This window comes from Nocardia sp. NRRL WC-3656 (assembly GCF_000720265.1).
Classification (GTDB): Bacteria; Actinomycetota; Actinomycetes; order Mycobacteriales; family Mycobacteriaceae; genus Nocardia; species Nocardia nova.
Genome location: NZ_JOJF01000012.1, coordinates 17893 through 37394, shown reverse-complemented (window position 1 = coordinate 37394; position 19502 = coordinate 17893). Strand labels below are relative to the sequence as shown.

3 protein-coding genes and 1 tRNA gene are annotated in these 19502 nt (G+C 69.4%); 3 read left to right on the top strand and 1 reads right to left on the bottom strand.

Going from position 1 to position 19502, the window contains the following annotated elements; all coding sequences use genetic code 11:
• Positions 1–128: 128 nt before the first annotated feature.
• Complete coding sequence (locus IG65_RS0117190; RefSeq protein ID WP_030515934.1) at positions 129–3143, top strand: UPF0182 family protein; 3015 nt, start codon at positions 129–131, stop codon at positions 3141–3143.
• A gap of 184 nt (positions 3144–3327) precedes the next feature.
• Here the strand turns inward: IG65_RS0117190 and IG65_RS0117185 are convergent, their stop codons facing one another.
• Positions 3328–3867, bottom strand: a complete 540-nt coding sequence (locus tag IG65_RS0117185; protein WP_030515933.1) for a transglycosylase family protein — start codon at positions 3865–3867, stop codon at positions 3328–3330.
• 635 nt (positions 3868–4502) lie between these two features.
• Between IG65_RS0117185 and IG65_RS0117180 the strand changes: the two genes are divergently transcribed.
• Positions 4503–4576 (top strand) — tRNA-Met (locus IG65_RS0117180).
• A gap of 683 nt (positions 4577–5259) precedes the next feature.
• Positions 5260–19485 (top strand): type I polyketide synthase, encoded by a 14226-nt coding sequence (locus tag IG65_RS38535; RefSeq protein ID WP_051756326.1) that lies wholly within the window; start codon positions 5260–5262, stop codon positions 19483–19485.
• Positions 19486–19502: the final 17 nt, after the last annotated feature.

Genomic DNA, 19502 nt, shown 5'->3' with positions numbered 1-19502 from the left:
TCCAAGCCGACCCGTTTTACGTAGAGTGGGGCGCGAGAGACGGTCCGCAGGGACCATACGCATCATCGGACTGCGGTGTATCGGCGACAATCGCTTCGGTACGCCGCCGGACCTGGGAGAGTGGCATCGTGGGCATGCGCCCCCCGACAGGCTTACCTTCGCTGTCTCGCCGCAGCCGGATATTGCTGATCACCGCGCTCGTGATTGCGGCGTTACTGCTGGTCGGCCCGCGGTTGACCGACGCGTACACCAACTGGTTGTGGTTCGGCGAGGTCGGCTTCCGCCAGGTGTTCACCACGGTGCTCGTCACCCGGCTCCTGTTGTTCCTCATCGTCGCGATCGTGGTCGGGGCCCTGGTCTGGCTGGCGCTGCTGGCCGCCTATCGAACGCGCCCGGTCTTCGTCCCGGTGTCCGGTCCCAGCGATCCGATCGCCCGCTACCGCACCACCGTGATGGGCCGGTTGCGGCTGTTCGGTATCGGCATCCCGGTCCTGGTCGGCCTGTTGTCGGGGCTGGTCGCACAGTCGAGCTGGGTCACGGTGCAGCTGTTCCTGCACGGCGGCTCGTTCGGGATCAAGGATCCGCAGTTCAACATCGACGTCGGTTTCTACGCCTTCGATCTGCCGTTCTACAAGCTGCTGCTGAACTGGCTGTTCGTGGCGGTGGTGATCGCGTTCTTCGCCAACCTCGTCACCCACTACATCTTCGGCGGGCTGCGGCTGTCCGGGCGTGAGGGCACGCTCACCCGGCCGGCGCGCATCCAGCTGGCGCTGATCGCGGGCACGTTCGTGTTGCTGAAGGCGGTCGCCTACTGGTTCGACCGGTATTCGCTGCTGTCGAGCACCCGGAAGGAACCCACCTTCACCGGCGGTTCCTACACCGATATCAACGCCGTCCTGCCGGCCAAGCTGATCCTGATGTCGATCGCGATCATCTGCGCCGTCGCGTTCTTCGCCGGCGTGGTGCTGCGCGATCTGCGCGTGCCCGCGATGGCGGCCGCCCTGCTGTTGCTGTCGTCGATCCTGGTCGGCGCGGTGTGGCCGCTGGTGGTCGAGCAGTTCGAGGTACGCCCGAACGCCGCGACCAAGGAAGCGACGTACATCGAACGCAACATCACGGCGACGCGGCAGGCCTACGGGCTCACCGACGACAAGGTCTCCTACGTCGACTACAAGGGTTCGCAGACCAAGGACCCGAGTTCGATTCCGGCCGATCAGCAGACCATCGGCAACATCCGGCTGCTGGATCCGAATCTGCTGACCCAGACCTTCATCCAGCGCCAGCAGCTGCAGAACTTCTACGGCTTCCCGGACCCGCTGGACATCGACCGCTACACCATCAACGGCGAGAAGCAGGACTACATCGTCGCGGCTCGCGAACTGGTGCCGCAGAACCTGTCGGGTAACCAGACCGACTGGATCAACAAGCACACCGTCTACACCCACGGTGACGGCTTCGTCGCCTCTCCGGCCAACCGGGTGAACGTGGCCCCGCCCAAGGAGACGCAGCAGGCCGCCACCGGCGCCGGCACCAGCAGCTCCAGCGGCGGGTACGGATATCCGGTCTTCAACGTCGGCGACAAGTCGACGGTCAGTGATCTGTTCACGCCGAAGGACAGGCAGGCCATCCCGGTCGATCAGCCGCGCATCTACTACGGCGAGATGATCTCGAAATCGGATGCCGACTACGCGATCGTGGGCGGGAACAACCAGCCGCCGCGCGAATACGACACCGGCACCGAGCAGTACACCTACACCGGCCAGGGCGGAGTCCCGATCGGCAACTGGTTCAACCGGCTCGCCTTCGCCGCCAAGTACGCCGAACGCAACATCCTGTTCTCCGGCGCCATCGGCTCGGATTCGAAGATCATCTACAACCGTGATCCGCGCAGCCGCGTACAGCAGGTGGCGCCGTGGCTGACCACCGACGGCGATATGTACCCAGCCGTGGTGAACGGACGCATCCTCTGGATCGTCGACGCCTACACCACACTCGACAACTTCCCGTACGCCCAGCGGACCTCGCTGGAGGGAGTCACCGAGGACAGCATCGATCAGAACACCGGTCGCACGCTGCCGCGCAAGGAAGTCAGCTACATCCGCAACTCCGTCAAGGCCACGGTCGACGCCTACGACGGCACGGTCAACCTCTACGACGTGGATCCCAACGATCCGGTGCTCAACGCGTGGCGCGGGGTGTTCCCGAACTCGGTGAAGCCGCAGAGCGAGATCTCGCCGGAGCTGCGTGCCCACTTCCGGTATCCGGAGGATCTGTTCAAGGTGCAGCGCGAGATGCTGGCGCGCTACCACGTCAACGATCCGCGCGAGTTCTTCACCAACAACGCGTTCTGGTCGGTGCCCAACGATCCGACCTCCGACACCCCGACCAACGCCCATCAGCCGCCGTACTACGTGCTCATCGGTGATCCGAAAACCGGTCGGCCGCAGTTCAATCTGACCAGTGCGATGGTCGGCTTCAAACGCCAGTTCCTCGCGGCGTACATCCAGGTCGCCTCCGATCCGGAGAACTACGGCAAGTTCACGGTGCTCAAGTTGCCGACGGATTCCCAGACGCCGGGCCCGCAACAGGTCCAGACGTCGATGACCACCGATGCCCGCGTCTCGAACGATCGGACGTTGCTGACCGGTGGTAACACCAACAAGATCAAATACGGCAACCTGCTCACGCTGCCGATCGGCGAGGGCGGCATCCTCTACGTAGAACCGTGGTATCTGGAACGCAACAGTGGACCGACCACGGCGTCCTTCCCACAGCTGGTGAAGGTGCTCGCCTCCTATGGGGACAAGGTCGGCTACCAGTCCACGCTGGGTGATGCGCTCAACGACGTCCAGGACGGGCTGGGCGCCGCGACCACCCAGCAGCCGGGGCAGGCGGCGATCAACCCGCCCGGCCAGCAGGGCAGTACCTCACCACCGCCGTCGAATCAGAACACGCCACCGCCGTCCGCGACAGCGCCGCCGCCGACCACCGGGTCGGCCGGGAAGGACGCGGCGGTCAAGGAGCTCAACGACGCCCTGAAGGGGGTCGAGGACGCCCAGAAGTCGGGTGACCTCGGCCAGTTGGGCAAGGCGCTGGAAGGGCTCCAGAAGGCCATCGACGATTACAACAAGGCCGGCGGTTAACGGCGGCCGGTGATCGACCACAGCGGCGCCCCGGGATCACCCGGGGCGCCGTTCGCGTTCTGCGCCGAGCCTGGCCGGGCGGCCTCGACGCCGGCCCGCCCCGCAAACGGCATTCGGCGCCGCCATCGCACGGATGGCGGCGCCGAATGCATGAGAAGCGTGCGCGGAACTATCGCGCTCGGGCTCAGCGGCCCAGCGAGTCGATCAGACCGCTGTTCTGGTCGAGGATCTGCTGGAACTGCTCGCCCACACCGAACTGCTGCGCGGCCTGCTTGCCGGCGTCGGCGGCTTTGTTGATCAGGTCCTGGCGATCGTTAGGCAGCTGGACCGGGGCGGTCGGCTCGGGCTGCGGGGCCGGCGCCGGCCGGGTCTCCTCGGCGGGCGCGTAGCGCAGGTACTGGCCGCACACCGGCCAGGCGCCCGGACCCTGGGTCTGCAGCACGTTCTCCGCGACGCGGATCTGCTCTGCCTTGCTCGCGTTCTGCGGCGAGCCGCTGCCACCGTTGGCGCTCCAAGTGGACTGCGTGAACTGCAGGCCGCCGTAGTAGCCGTTGCCGGTGTTGATATTCCAGTTGCCGCCGCTCTCGCACTGCGCGACACCGTCCCAGTCGTGGGCGGGCGCAGCCGAAGCAGTGGTGGAGGCTGCGAACGGGACGGCAACAAGGGCGCCGGCGACGGCGGCGAAGCCGAGGGCGCGACTGCTGATCTTCCGGTTCTTGTTCATGGTGGTGTCCCTCCCTGCGCCCGCCGGCCCGGCGATGGTCCGCCGCGTCCCTGCCCCCAGGAGGTCGGGGATCCCCGAACCGCGGGGCAGGGTTGCCGGTGTGCAACGGTTCGGGTCTGGATGCCCATCACGGGTTCGCTCCGGGCCGCGTTCGACCATAACGAAGAGATCTCGACAGATCACGTCTTGATAACAGACACAATTGCATGAAGCGAATAACCGGATTCCAGCGTTGATGCAGGTTGGCTATGCGGTCGTCGGACATTCCGGTCGTTCGTTATGTGGTCGTTATGTGCGATGAATCACGCGCAAATAGTGGGCTGGGTCACGTTTTTTCGGGCTGCTTTTTGGAAACGCGCGCGTTTCCCACGAGGTTCTTCTTATTCGCGGTGAAGCGAGGCTTCCGCATCGAGTCGCCGGTTCGAATGGTTCGGCGTATCCGTGTGGCGATCCCGCGGTGTTCGGCGGGTCGATGTTTCGATGGGGCGGGGTCGCCGACCGTTTTCCGCGGTGTGGAGTCGTCGTGTGGTGGTCGCGGCGGTCGGTGCCGAAATCGCGTCTGTGCTTCTCGAAAACCGCTCTGACCACAGGATTTGCTACGTCTGTCGACTCGTGTGTAATGTTGTGTTCACCGACGCGGGGTGGAGCAGCTCGGTAGCTCGCTGGGCTCATAACCCAGAGGTCGCAGGTTCAAATCCTGTCCCCGCTACTAGTGAAAGGTCCCGGAACCAGAAGGTTCCGGGACCTTTTTCGTTTCTGTCATGCCGCCGGGGGCCTCGTCACGCCTCGATTCGCGCCGATGGCAGCGCGTGGGCGGCGGAGGCGGTTACTCGGCGGTCGCGGAGCTGCCGACACTGCCCGATCCCGGTGCCGAAGCGGTGTCGATGCGGCGAACCCGCAGGTAGTGGGCGGTTCTCGGTGGTGCGACCGGTGGCCGGACAGCGGCGCTCATCACACTATTCCCACTGCTGGCAAGCCCGAGAGCGGCCAAATACTGTTCAGTAACTATGAGTCCTGTGCTGTTGTACGAACCCCGAAAGGGATCCTTGTGATAGATCACGGCGCCGTAGCGTAGATGCGTCGTACGCACCCCGCTCGGGCACTACCTCTTCTCCGCGCGCCCCGATACTCCGGCAAACCCTGCGGCGCACCGGCTTTCGGTCGCTCGCGGGTCGGTTGCCGCGCCGAACTCGTCATATCGGAGCGGCCGGCAACCTCTGCTCCGGGTCGACTCCGGCCGCGCGTGGATGACGCTCATATATCGTTCGGGACTCTTCGCTGGGCCGTGAACGCGTCGAAATACGTTGTATAGAAGCAGAATTCGTACCCTCTCCCGAGTAATGGCGAGGGTGTTGGCGAGTTCGCGCGTTCATCGAGGAAGGAATTTCAGAGGTGACCGGATCGGCAAATGCCGTCGCCATCGTCGGTATGTCCTGCAGAATGCCGGGGGCGGCCGATCTCGACAGTTACCGGCAAATGCTCGGAGACGGGCGCGCCGCCGTGATCGGGGCCCCCACCGGGCCGGAGAACATCACCGAGCGCGCCGATTTCCTCGGCACCGCAGCGGAATTCGACGCGGACTTCTTCGGGATCGCGCCCGACGAGGCGCGGGCGATCGACTCGCGGCATCTGTCGGCGCTGGAACTCGGCTGGGAGGCGCTCGAGAACGCGGGCGTGGTCGCCAACGCGCTCGAGGGACTGCCCTGCGGTGTCTTCGTATCCGGCACCGAGGATCACGGCATCGCTGAGCGTCTATCTGCCCACTTCGGCTTCGCGGGCCCGAGCGTCACGGTCGGCGACGCGCACGCGTCGTCGCTGATGGCGGTCCGGCTGGCATATGCGAGCGTGCGCAGCGGCGACAGCGAGCTCGCGCTGGCCGGCGGGCCGTGGGAGCGCGGCGAGGGCGGCGGGATGGTGGTATTGAAACCGCTCACCCGGGCAATCGCCGACGGCGATCGGATCCATGCCGTGCTCCGGGAAGGTGCTGCGGGTGATGAAAGTCGAGCGTCGAGCGCGCCGGGGATCGCAAGCCTCATCGAGGCCGCACTACGTCTGAGCGGCGCGGAGTCGGGGGTCGATCCGGACTCCACGGCGTCGAACCGTCGAAACCGATTCGCGGACAACATGTTCCGCGACGACGCCGACGGCAAGGAATGGCCCGTCGCGGAATTCCGGGTCGCGGGCGTGTCGTGGTTCGACCCGGGCCGCCCGGATCTCCGTCCGATCGTGGCGCCGCCGGCCGCGGTGCCGTGGGTGGTCTCGGCCCGAAGCGAGAGCGGCGTGCGGGCCCAGGCGGCCCGGTTGCGGGAATGGCTGCTGCGTCACCCGGAGCTGGACGCGGTCGACGTGGCCTACTCGCTGCTCACCACGCGAGCCCAGATGCCCTGGCGCGGAAGCGTTGTCGGGCAGGACCGCGCGGAGCTGCTGACCGGTCTGGCGGCGTTGGCCGACCCGGCCGCACCCGCCCCGGCGATCGATCCGATCACCGGCCGGGCGCAGCGTCGGCGCATCGCCTTCGTCTTCCCGGGCAACGGCAGCCAGTGGGAGGGAATGGCACGGGGTCTGCTCGATTCGGACCGCGCCTTCGCGGAGTCGATCGCCGAATGTGAAGCGGCCCTCGCCCCGTACGTCGACTGGTCGCTGACGGCGGTGCTGCGCGGCGACGCGGACGCGCCCGCGCCGGCGAGCGCGGATGTGGTGCAGCCCGTTCTCTTCGCGGTGATGGTCTCGCTGGCCCGGATGTGGCGAGCGGCCGGTGTCGAGCCGGACGTCGTGGTCGGCCATTCCCACGGCGAGGTGGCCGCCGCCCACATCGCCGGTGGACTGTCGCTGGCCGAAGCGGCGCGGGTGGTGGCGCTGCGGTCCCGGGCGATCGCCGACGAGCTGGTCGCACAGGGCGGAATGGCCTCGATCGCGCTGGCCGCCGAGGGGGTGCGAGAACGTCTGACGAAGTACGAGGACCGGCTGGTGCTGGCCGCGGTGAACGGACCGGCGCAGAGCGTGGTTTCCGGTGACGCGTCGGCGCTCGAGGAGTTCCTGGCCGACTGTGCTCGCGAGAAGGTGCGGGCTCGCCGGGTGGCGATCGACTATGCGTCGCATTCGCAGGCGGTCGAGCGGATCCGGGAACGGCTGCTCACCGAACTCGCGCCGATCCGCCCGCGGTCCGGCTCGGTGCCGTATTTCTCTCCCGTCGTCGCCGACCGGCTGGATACGGCGGAACTGGACGCCGAGTACTGGTATCGGTCGGAACGGGAACCGATCCGATTCGCCGATACCGTCGCGGCGCTGCTCGACGCGGGCATCACCGGATTCATCGAGGTCAGTCCGCATCCGGTGCTCACCATGGGTATCGCCCGGACCGCCGAGGCGGTCGGCGCAGACGGCCCGGCTGTCGTCGGATCGCTGCAGCGCGACACGGGCGACCGAGCCCGATTCCTGACCTCGCTGGTCCAGGCCTACTGCGACGGTGTGCCGGTGGATCCGGCCGCGTTGGTCCCCGGCGGAGCGCGGGTCGAACTGCCGCCGTACGCGTTCCAGCGGCGCAGCGTCCGGACCGGTGCATCGGCCGCCGCGGCAGGTACCGATACGGCGGCTCCGATCTCCGCGGGCGGCGGCGCGGCGGGCGACAGCCCGCTGGCTCGCCTTCTGCTGGCTGCGCCCGAATATCAGCGCCGCACAATCGCTCTCGATATCGTTCGCGAACACGCCGCCGCGGTATTGGGCCACGACTCCGCCCGCACGATCCGGCCCGACCTGCCGTTCACCGATCTCGGTTTCGACTCCGTCAGCGGGCTCGCACTGCAGAACCGGCTGAAGCGGGTCACCGGTGTAGCGCTGCCGGCCTCGCTCGTCTTCGACCATCCGACCGCGGATGCGGTGGCCGCTCTGCTGCACTCCCGGGTCACCGGCACCGACCGAGGGGCGCACCGGGTGACACGCCGGACGACCACGGACGAACCGATCGCCATCGTCGGTATCGGCGCACGATTCCCCGGTGGGGTGCGGTCGGCCGAGGACCTCTGGGACCTGACCGCCGAGGGCCGCGATGTGATCGGCGATTTCCCGACCGACCGAGGCTGGGACCTGGAGCGGTTGTTCGATCCCGATCCGGCGAAACCCGGAACGGTGTACACCCGCCGCGGCGGATTCCTCGGTGATGCGGGCGATTTCGACCCGGACTTCTTCGGCATCAGTCCCCGCGAAGCGTCGGCGATGGACCCGCAGCAGCGACTGTTTCTCGAAACGTCGTGGGAGGCGCTGGAGGACGCGGGGATCGACCCGACGTCGTTGCGCGGCAGCGACACCGCGGTCTTCGTCGGTGCCTGCTCCTCGGGCTACTCGCGACGGGTGACCGGTGAGCTGGAGGGATACCGGCTGACCGGTACGTCGCACAGCGTCGTCTCGGGGCGGGTCGCGTACGTGCTCGGGCTGGAAGGTCCGGCCGTGACGGTCGATACGGCCTGCTCGTCTTCACTGGTGGCCGTGCATCTGGCCTGCCGGGCGCTGCGTCAGGGCGAGACGTCGCTGGTGCTGGCCGGCGGTGTGACCGTCGCGGCGAGTCCGTATCTGTACGTGGACTTCGCCCGCCAGCGTGGCCTGTCTCCCGACGGCCGGTGCAAGGCGTTCTCCGCGGATGCGGACGGTGTGGTGTGGTCCGAGGGTTCGGGCGTGCTCGTCCTCGAGCGGCTGTCCGACGCGCGGCGGCTCGGCCACCACGTGCTGGCCGTTGTCCGAGGCAGTGCGGTGAACCAGGACGGCGCGAGCAACGGATTGACCGCCCCGAACGGGCCGTCGCAGGAGCGGGTGATCGCGCAGGCCCTTGCCGATGCCGGGATTCCGGCCGCCGCGGTGGACGCGGTGGAGGCACACGGGACCGGGACCGCACTGGGCGACCCGATCGAAGCGCAGGCGCTGATCGCCGTGTACGGCCAGGGGCGTGATGCCCGGGAGCCGGTGCGCATCGGTTCGGTGAAGTCGAATATCGGCCACACCGTGGCGGCCGCCGGGGTCGCCGGTGTGATCAAGATGGTGCAGGCCCTGCGCCACGAGCGGCTGCCCCGCACGTTGCACGCCGAAACGCCCTCGCCCCATGTGGATTGGACCGCGGGTGCGGTGCGGCTGCTGACCGAGGCCGAACCGTGGATCGCCGGCGACCGGGTGCGCCGAGCCGGCGTCTCGTCGTTCGGGATCAGCGGCACCAATGCGCATCTGATTCTCGAGGAAGCACCGGATGCCGCACCCGTGGCAGCCGAGGACGACCACGCGGCCCCGCTGCCGGTCGTCCCGCTGCTGGTGTCGGGCAAGGGGGAGGCCGGACTGCGGGCACAGGCTGCTCGGTTGTGGGCCTGGCTCTCGGAGCGGCCGGAGCTGGATATCGCCGATGCGGCCTACGCGCTCGCGACATCGCGGGCGCAACTGGATTCACGGAGTGTGATCCTGGGGCGCGACCGGGACGAGGTGCTCGAGAGGTTGGCGACTTTCGCCGAACCCGGAACCGGCACCGGGGTGATCGCCGGCGTCGTCGGCTCGGGCCGCACGGCCTTCCTGTTCACCGGGCAGGGCGCCCAGCGGGCCGGGATGGGTTCGGGTCTGTACCAGGCGTTTCCGGTGTTCGCGGCGGCGTTGGACGAGGTGTGTGCGCACTTCGATCCGTTGCTCGGCCGTTCCCTGCGCGAGCTGATGTTCACCGATACCGAGGGTGTGCTGGGTCGGACCGAGTTCACACAGCCCGCGCTGTTCGCCTTCGAGGTGGCGCTGTATAGGCTGCTGGAATCGTTCGGCGTCACTGCGGATGTGCTGATCGGCCATTCGATCGGAGAGGTCGCGGCCGCCTATCTCGCGGGCCTGTGGTCGACGGCGGACGCCTGCCGGCTGGTGGCGGCCCGTGGTCGCCTGATGGGTGCGCTACCGCCGGGTGGCGCGATGCTGGCCGTCGCGGCAGCCGAACCGGACGTGAACGAGGTCGTCGCGCGGTATTCCGGGCGCGTGTCCGTCGCCGCGGTGAACGCGCCCGAGGCCCTTGTGGTGTCGGGGGCGGAGGCGGCGGTCGCCGAGATCGAGGAGCTGTTCGTCCGGCGCGGGTGCAAGACGTCGCGGCTGCGGGTCGGGCATGCGTTCCACTCGGAGCTCATGGAGCCGATGCTGGACGAATTCGCGGCTGTGACAGCGGAATTGACCTATCACCGGCCGCGCCTGCCGGTGGTGTCGAATCTGTCCGGCCTGCTCGCGGGAGACGAGCTGCTGGAGCCGTCCTACTGGGTGCGGCACGTGCGTGACGCGGTGCGCTTCGCGCCGGGGATCGAGACGTTGCTCGCTTCGGGAGTGCGTCGATTCCTGGAGGTCGGCCCCGACGCCGTGCTCACCGCGCTGACCCGGCAGACCCTCGGGGAAAGCGCGGATTCGGTGGTGATGGCGGCCGCGCGCAGGGATCGCGACGAGACCGTGCAGTTGTCGACGATGGTGGCGCAGGCCCACACGTCCGGTGTCCGGGTCGATTGGACGGCGCTGTTCCGGCGTCGTCCACAGCAGCGAATTCCTCTGCCCACGTATGCATTTCAACGCCGACGCTATTGGCTGCCCGATGTCGCGGACAGCGCCGATGTGCGGCTGACGGGACTGGACCGCACCGACCATCCGCTCGTGGGTGCGGCGGTGTGGCTGCCGGATGCGGACGGGGTGGTGCTGGCGGGCCGGCTGTCGCTGTCGAGTCATCCGTGGTTGGCCGATCACGTGATCGGCGGTTCGGTAGTGGTACCGGGGACGGCATTCGTGGAGCTGGCGCTGCACGCCGGGGCGGTGGTCGGCAGTCCCCGGCCGGCCGAGCTGATCGTGACCGCCCCGCTGATCGTGCCCGCGACGGGCGCCGTCGAATTGCGGGTGATGGTCGGCGGTCCCGATGCCGGCGGTTCCCGGCAGCTGTCGGTGCATTCGCGGCCCCAGCACGACGGCGAAGCGGAGCGGGCGCCGTGGGTGCGCCATGCCACGGGAACGCTTGTGCCAGAAGCTCCCTCGGCTCCCGCGCAGCAGCCGGACAGGTGGCCGCCGGCCACGGCGCAGCCCGTGTCGATCGAGGACGCCTATGCGGAGCTGGCCGGGCGCGGCTACGACTACGGTCCCGCTTTCCGTGGGCTGACCGCACTGTGGCGGCACGACGGCGAGGTCTTCGCCGAATTGACGTTGCCGGAGCGGGCGCAGTCCCCGGACGGCCGGACGACGGGGTACGCCTCGGCGGGCCGATTCGGTGTGCACCCGGCGTTGCTGGATGCGGTGCTGCACGCGCTGCTCGCCGGCGGCCTGGTGGACGCGCCGGCGCCGGATACGATTCTGGTGCCGTATTCCTGGGAGAACATCGACATCCGTGCCGTGGGGGCCACCTCGCTGCGGGCCCGGTTGGCGGCGGCCGCCGTCGAGGGCGGTGATCGGCGAATCACGGTGTCGCTCACGGATTCCCACGGCGCGCCTGTTGTCGGGATCGGTGCGGTGACCATGCGGCCGATTCCCGTGGGAGCACTCGGCGACGCGGCGGCGGATCGGTCCGGCCTGTATCGAATCGATTGGGAAGCGGCGCGGTCGGATTCGGCGGATGCGTCCGCACCGGCCCTCGCTGCGCTGCCGGGCGCGAATATCGCCGGTATCGGCGAGACATATGCCTCGCTCGCCGAACTCGTTGTGGCCGAGTGTCTTCCGGCCGCAGTCGTCTGGCGGGCGCCCGTCCGTGCCGTCGGCGATCCCGCGGCGGGAGATCCGGGCCCGGTCCGGACCGGAGTGCACGCCACCCTGGCGATGCTGCGGACGTGGCTCGCGGCGGAACGTCTGTCCGATGTGCGGTTGGTGGTCGTCACCACGGGCGGCGCCGGGCCGGTCGGCGCGGGCGCGCACCCGGCCGCCGCGGCGGTGTGGGGATCGGTGCGCAGCGCGCAGTCGGAGCATCCGGATCGGTTCGTGCTGATCGACGAGGATCCCGCCGAGCCGCTGTCGGCCGCCCGCATCGGCGCGGCTCTGCGTTCGGGCGAGCCCCAGGTCGCGGTGCGCGACGGGCAGATCCTGGTGCCCCGGCTCACACGAGTGCCCACGCCGGCGGCTACCCCGCCGACGCCGCCGGCGGACGCGACGGTGCTGATCACCGGCGGCACCGGTGGTCTCGGCGCCGTGTTCGCCCGCCACCTCGTCGCCGCACACGGTGTGCGACGGCTGGTGCTGACCTCGCGGCGCGGTCACGAAGCGCCCGGTGCGGCCGAATTGGTGCGCGAGTTGACGCAGGCCGGCGCCGAGGCCCGGGTGGTCGCCTGTGATGTCGCCGACCGCGACGCGGTACGAGACCTGCTGGGCACCATCGCATCCGACGACCGGTTGGCCGTCATCCACACGGCCGGGGTCTTGGACGACGGCACCGTGGAGTCGCTGACCGACGAGCAGGTGGATCGAGTGCTGGCGCCGAAGGTGGACGGCGCGTGGCATCTGCACGAGCTGACCCGGGACCGCGATGTCTCGGCGTTCGTGCTGTTCTCGTCGATCGCCGCGTCTCTCGGCTCGGCTGGGCAGAGCAACTACGCGGCGGCGAACGGCTACCTGGACGCGCTCGCGCAGCAGCGGCGGGAAGCGGGCCTGCCGGCGACAGCGCTGGCCTGGGGGCCGTGGCAACAGGACAGCGGCATGACCGGTGACCTCGACCGCGCGGCCGTCGCGCGCTGGGAGCGAATGGGTTTCGGTCAGCTCGGCGAGGCCGAGGGCGTGCGGCTGTTCGACCAGGCCCTCACCCACCCCGAGGCGCAGCCGGCGCCGATCCGGTTCGATGCGACGGCAGTGCGCCGCCAGACCGATGTCGCCGCGGTTCCCGCGGTCCTGCGCGGCTTCGCGCGGCGCGCATCCGCGCCGGTGGCCCGGACGGCCGGCGCGCTCGGAGCCCGCTTGGCCGCGGCGCCCGATGCCCGGCGCGGTGAGGTGGTACTCGACCTCGTGCGAGAGCACGCGTCCGCGGTGCTGGGCTACACCTCGCCCGGCGAGGTCGATGTCGAAAAGCCGTTCAGCGCCATGGGTTTGGACTCGCTGGGCGGTGTGGAGTTCCGTAACCGGCTCGGCAAGGCGACGGGCGTGCGGCTGCCCTCGACCCTGGTATTCGACCACCCCACCCCCGCGGCGGTGGCGACATTCGTGCGGTCGCTCGTGGAACAGAAAGACGGATCCGCCGACGCCTCCGTGGAGCGCGGCGCGACACCGATCCGCGCGGACGAACCGATCGCCATCGTCGGGATGGCGTGCCGGTATCCGGGTGGCGTCGGATCGCCGGACCAGCTGTGGGATCTGCTGGTGTCGGAAACCGACGCGATCAGTGAGTTTCCCGCGGATCGCGGGTGGGATCTGGAGCGGCTGTTCGATCCCGATCCGGAGCATTCCGGAACGTCCTATATCCGTGAGGGTGGATTCCTCACCGGCGCAGGCGATTTCGATGCCGGATTCTTCGGGATCGGGCCCCGGGAGGCGTCGGCCATGGATCCCCAGCAGCGGCTGCTGCTCGAGGTGGCGTGGGAAGCGCTGGAGGACGCGGGAATCGACCCGGCGTCCTTGCGGGGCAGCGATACCGGTGTCTACACGGGCGTGATGTACCAGGACTACGCGGAGGTGACGCGCAGGGCCGGGGCCGAGGTGGAGGGCTATGCCGTCACCGGTGTCATGGGGAGCGTGGCCTCGGGGCGGGTGTCGTACGCGCTGGGTTTGGAGGGACCGGCGCTGACCGTCGACACCGCGTGCTCGTCGTCGTTGGTGGCGTTGCACACCGCGTGCCGCGCACTGCGCCAAGGAGAGAGCTCACTGGCGCTGGTGGGTGGCGCGACGGTGATGGCGACACCGATGGTGTTCGTGGAGTTCTCGCGTCAGCGCGGGTTGGCCCGGGATGCCCGGTGCAAGTCGTTCTCGGCGGCCGCGGACGGAATCACCTGGTCGGAGGGGGCGGCCATGCTGGTGGTCGAGCGGCTGTCCGATGCGCGGCGGCTCGGTCACGACGTCCTTGCCGTCGTGCGCGGGTCGGCGGTGAATCAGGACGGCGCGAGCAACGGTCTGACCGCGCCGAACGGTCCGTCACAGGAGCGAGTGATCATGGCGGCGCTGGCCGATGCCGGCCTGACACCGCCGGATGTGGACGCGGTGGAAGCGCACGGGACCGGGACGCCACTGGGCGATCCGATCGAGGCGAACGCACTGCTCGCCACCTACGGACAGCGCCGGTCGGAGCCGCTGCTGCTCGGGTCGTTGAAGTCGAATATCGGCCATGCGCAGGCCGCCGCCGGGGTGGGCGGCGTGATCAAGATGGTGCAGGCGCTGCGGCATCGGATGTTGCCCCGCACTTTGCATGTGGACGAGCCCAGCCCGCACGTGGATTGGTCGGCCGGTGCGGTCGAGTTGCTGACCGAGGCTCGGCCTTGGCAGGACAGCGGGCGCGTCCGGCGTGCCGGGGTGTCGTCGTTCGGGATCAGCGGCACCAACGCGCATGTGATTCTCGAGGAAGCGCCCGCGCCGACCGGCGCATCGGAGTCCCCGACCGGACCGGATGACACGCGACCGGTCGACGCCGGCCGCACCTTCACCTGGGTGGTGTCCGCGCAGAGCCGGGAAGCGCTGCGGGAGCAGGCTGTTCGCCTCGCGCAGTGGTTGGTCTCGTATCCGGATGCGAGACCGGGCGATATCGCGCATTCACTGTTGCGGCACCGCTCCCAGCTGGAGTGGCGCGCTGCGGTGGTGGGACGGGAACCGGCGGACCTGGCGGCCGGTGTGGCGCGGCTGGCCGAATCGGCTGCCGCCGACGACGTCGTGTCCGGGCGTGCCGTCTCGCGTCGGGTGGCCTTCGTATTTCCGGGGCAGGGCAGCCAGTGGGTGGGTATGGCCGCCGAATTGCTTGCCGCGGGTGGGGTATTCGCGGACGCGATCGCCGAATGTGAGGCCGCGCTGGCACCGTTCGTCGATTGGTCGTTGACCGCGGTGCTGCGCGGGGAACCGGACGCGGCCGCACTGGAACGGGTGGATGTGGTCCAACCGGTGCTGTTCGCGGTGATGGTGTCGCTGGCGCGGCTGTGGCGGGCGAATGGGGTGGAACCCGTTGCGGTGCTGGGTCATTCGCAGGGCGAGATTGCCGCCGCCGTCGTCGCCGGCGGGTTGTCGACGGCCGACGGCGCCAGGGTGGTCGCCCTGCGTTCCCGGATCGTCGCCGAGGAACTCGCGGGCCACGGCGGTATGGCCTCGGTGCGCGCGACCACCGAGGTGGTGAGGCAGCGTGCGGCCGGGTTCGGCGACCGGATTTCGGTCGCGGCGGAGAACGGTCCGGGCGAAACCGTGGTGTCCGGTGAGGCATCCGCATTGGACGAGTTCGTCGCCGCCTGTGCGGCCGACGGCGTGTGGGTGCGGCGGATTCCGGTCGACTACGCATCGCATTCCGCGGCGGTGGAAGCGATCCGCGATCGAGTGACAGCGGAGCTGGCCGCCGTCGAGCCGGGACCGGGTTCGCTGCCGTTCTTCTCGACGGTGACCGCGGACTATGTGGATACCGAACTGCTGGATGCCGGCTACTGGTATCGGGGGCTGCGCGCACCGGTGCGATTCGCGGAATCGGTGGCGGCATTGGCGCGTAGCGGAGTGAACGCATTCATCGAGGTCAGTCCGCATCCGGTCTTGACGGTCGGGATGGCTTCGACCGTGGAATCGCTCGGGATGGCCGATCGGGTGGCGGTATTCGGGACGTTGCAGCGTGATCGGGGCGGTCCGGAGCAGGTCGCCGTGGCTTTGGCGCAGGCGCATTGTGCAGGCGTGGCGGTGGCGCCCGGAGCGCTGGCGGCCCCGGCCGATCGGGTTTCGTTGCCGACCTACGCGTTCGAGCACCGGCGGTACTGGCTGCGGCCCGGCGCCGCGCCCGACGTTCGGCAGTCGGGTCTGGCCGAAGCCGGACATCCACTGCTGGGCGCGATGCTGCGACTGCCGGATTCACCGGATGTGGTCTTCACCGCCAGGCTTTCGACGGCCGATCAGCCGTGGCTGGCCGATCACGCCGTCGCGGGCGTCGCCCTGCTTCCGGGGGCCGCGCTCGTGGAGCTGGCGTTGCACGTCGGAACACTGCTGGGAACTCCGCGGGTGGCGGAGCTGGTGCTCGAGGCGCCGCTGCCGGTGCCTACCACCGGGGCGGTCGAATTGCGGGTCATGGCGGGTGGTCCGGACGAGACCGGGGCACGGCCGGTGTCGGTGTACTCCCGTGCGCACGACGCCGACGAATCCGAGGAATGGACCCGGCACGCGGCAGGATCGATCACCACGCAGACGGAGGCACCGCCGGTCGGCTCGGCGGCGGACGCCTGGCCGCCCACGGGTGCGACGGCGTTGCCGGTCGAGGACGCGTATGCGGTTCTGGCCGAGCGGGGATACGAGTACGGGCCGGTCTTCCAGGGACTCACCGCGTTGTGGCGGCGCGACGACGAGGTGTTCGCCGAAGTCGCGCTGCCGGAATCGGCGCGGCCGCACGGCGGCGAGTTCGGGATACATCCCGCCCTGCTGGATGCCGCGCTGCACTCGATCCTGTTGGGCGACTTGCTCTCCGACGCCGGCGCCGACACGGTGGTCGTTCCCTTCTCCTGGGAGAACGTCGAGCTGTACGCGACCGGGGCGGCGTCGTTGCGGGTACGAGCGGCACGCGCCGGCACCGATCGGATCGCGGTGAGCGTGACCGATGCCGCGGGTGCGGTGGTGGCCGAGGTGGCGGCGCTGACGCTGCGGCAACTCTCGACCGACACACTCCTGGGCGCTGCCCGCCGTCGCAGTGACGGCGTCGGTTACCGGGTGGAATGGGTAGCGGTGTCACCGGACGAACCTGGTGACGTCGAATCCTGGAGTCCCGGGCAGGACGAGGAAGTCGTGACGGTGGCGGGCCGGCGGGTGGCGGTCGTGCGGTTCGACCCCGCTCACCCGGCGAGCGGTGGCGCCGCCGGCGATCTCCCTGCGGCCGTGCGGGATTCGGTTACCGAGCTGACGGTGCGAATGCAGCGGCTGCTGGCGCGCGACGAACCGATCGTGGTGGTGACCCACCACGCGGTGGCCACGCATCCGGGCGAATCGGTGGATCTGTCCGCGGCTGCGGCGTGGGGTCTGCTGCGCACGGCACAGAGTGAGAACGCGGATCGAATCCTGGTCGTCGATGTCGACGACCGCGACGATTACCGGCGTGCGGTGGCCGTGGCCGTGGCGATCGGTGACGAGCCCCAGCTGGCCCTCCGGCGTGGGGCGGTGTACGCCCCCCGGCTCGGCCGAGGTCCGGGCGATCTCGTCGGCGCGAGCGAGCTGATCCGCTCGCGGGCATGGCGGTTGGCCCATTCCGGTAAGGGCACGTTGACCGGTGACAACCTCGCCCTGGTGGAGACGCCGGAGGAGATGCGGGAACTGGCGCCCGGTCAGGTGCGGATCGCGCTGCGCGCGGCGGGCGTGAACTTCCGCGATGTGCTCATCACCCTGGGCATGGTGTCGGATGCGACTGCCGGATCCCAGTCGATCAGCGCGACCATCTGTGTCGAGGGCGCCGGCGTCGTGCTGGAGGTGGCGCCGGACGTCACCGAATTCGCCCCGGGCGACCGGGTTTTCGGGTTCACGTCGGGGGCGGGCGCGGTGACGGTCACCGATCGGCGACTACTCGCCCGGATGCCGCGCGGCTGGTCCTTCGCCCATGCCGCCGCGGTTCCGGTGGTGTACGCCACCGCCTATTACGGCCTCGTCGACCTGGCCGGGGCGCAACCGGGCCGGACGCTGCTGCTGCACGCGGCCACCGGTGGCGTCGGCCTGGCGGCGATCCAGTTGGCTCGGCATCTGGGGTTGCGGGTGTTGCCGACGACGAGCCGTCCGAAATGGGAGGTGTTGCGCCGGCTCGGATTCGACGATTCCGAGATCGGTGATTCGCGCACCGTGGAGTTCGAGCAGAAGTTCTTCGACGCCACCGCCGGCCGCGGCGTGGACATCGTCTTGAATTCGCTGACGCTCGAATTCGTGGACGCGTCGTTGCGGTTGATGCCGCGCGGCGGCAAATTCATCGAGATGGGTCACCTCGACGAGCGTGACCCCGGGCAGGTGGCCGCCGATCACCCCGGCGTGGACTACCACCACTTCATGCTCCTGGACGTGCCGCCGGATCGGTTGGGGCAGATCCTCACCACCGTCGTCGAACTCTTCGACGTCGGTGCCCTGACTCCCTCGCAGATCACCGCGTGGGATCTACGCCAGGCGCCGGAAGCGTTCCGCCAGATGAGTCAGGCTCGGCATATCGGCAAGAACGTGCTCACCGTGCCGGCCCCGCTGCGGCCCGAGGGCACCGTGCTGATCACCGGTGGTACGGGCGGCTTGGGCGCCGTGGTCGCACGGCAGCTGATCACCGAATACGGGGTGCGCCGACTGGTGCTCGCCGGCCGGCGCGGCCCGGCGGCGCCCGGCGCGGCCGAGTTGCGGGACGAACTCGCCGCGCTGGGTGCGCAGGTCGAGGTGGTGGCGTGTGACGCCGCCGATCGCGCCGCCCTGGACCGCGTGCTGGCGGCCGTACCGGCGGACCACCCGTTGACAGGTGTGGTCCACGCGGCAGGTGTGTTGTCGGACGGCCTCCTGGTCATGATGACACCGGAGCGGATCGCGGAGGTCCTGCGTCCGAAGGTCGACGCGGCATGGAATCTGCACGAGGCGACGAAGGACCTGGATCTGTCGATGTTCGTCCTGTATTCGTCGATCGCGGGCGTGATCGGCAACCCGGGCCAGTCGAACTACGCCGCCGCCAATGTCTTCCTCGACGCGCTGGCGCAGTACCGGCACGTCCACGGGCTGCCAGCGACGTCGCTGGCGTGGGGACTGTGGGCGGAGAGCACCGGGATGACCGGTGCCCTCGGCGCCGCCGATATCGCCCGGTTGCGCCGGGACGGATTCCCGCCGCTGGACATCGACGACGGTATGGCGCTGTTCGACGCGGCCCTCGCGAGTGGCCGTGCGGACGTGGCCGCGGTCCGGATCGACCGTTCGGCGCTCGCCGCGGACGGTCGCTCGATCATGCGTGGGTTGGTGCAGCCGACTCGTCGTCGCGTGACCGCCGCGGCGGCGAGCGAATCGTCGACGTTGGCGGCGCTGGTGGCGGGTCGCACGCCGGCCGAGCAGGAACGTGTGGTGCTCGACGTGATCCGGACGCAGGCCGCGGCGGTACTGGGCCACGACGATGTGGGGGCGATCGCACCGGATATGCCGTTCAAGGACATCGGTTTCGATTCGCTCAGCGTCATGGAGTTCCGCAACCAGTTGGTCCGGGCGACCGGTCTGCAGTTGCCCGCGACGCTGGTCTTCGACTATCCGACCGCGGAGGAGCTGGCCGGCTTCGTGTACCGGCAGATCGCTCCGGCGCAGGATCCCGCGGAACGGATCGCGGCCGAGATCGATGCGCTGACGCGCAGCTGCGCCGCCGCCGAGCTGTCGCCGGAGGACCGGTCGGACGTGGCGCGCAGGCTGACCGCACTCCTGCGGCAACTCGAGGACGGCGCCGACGACAGCGGCCCCGATCGCGCCGTCGACCGCCTCGACACCGCGGACGACCGCGAGCTTTTCGACTTCATCGACAACCTCGGCTGAGCCGACGTTCTTAGGAG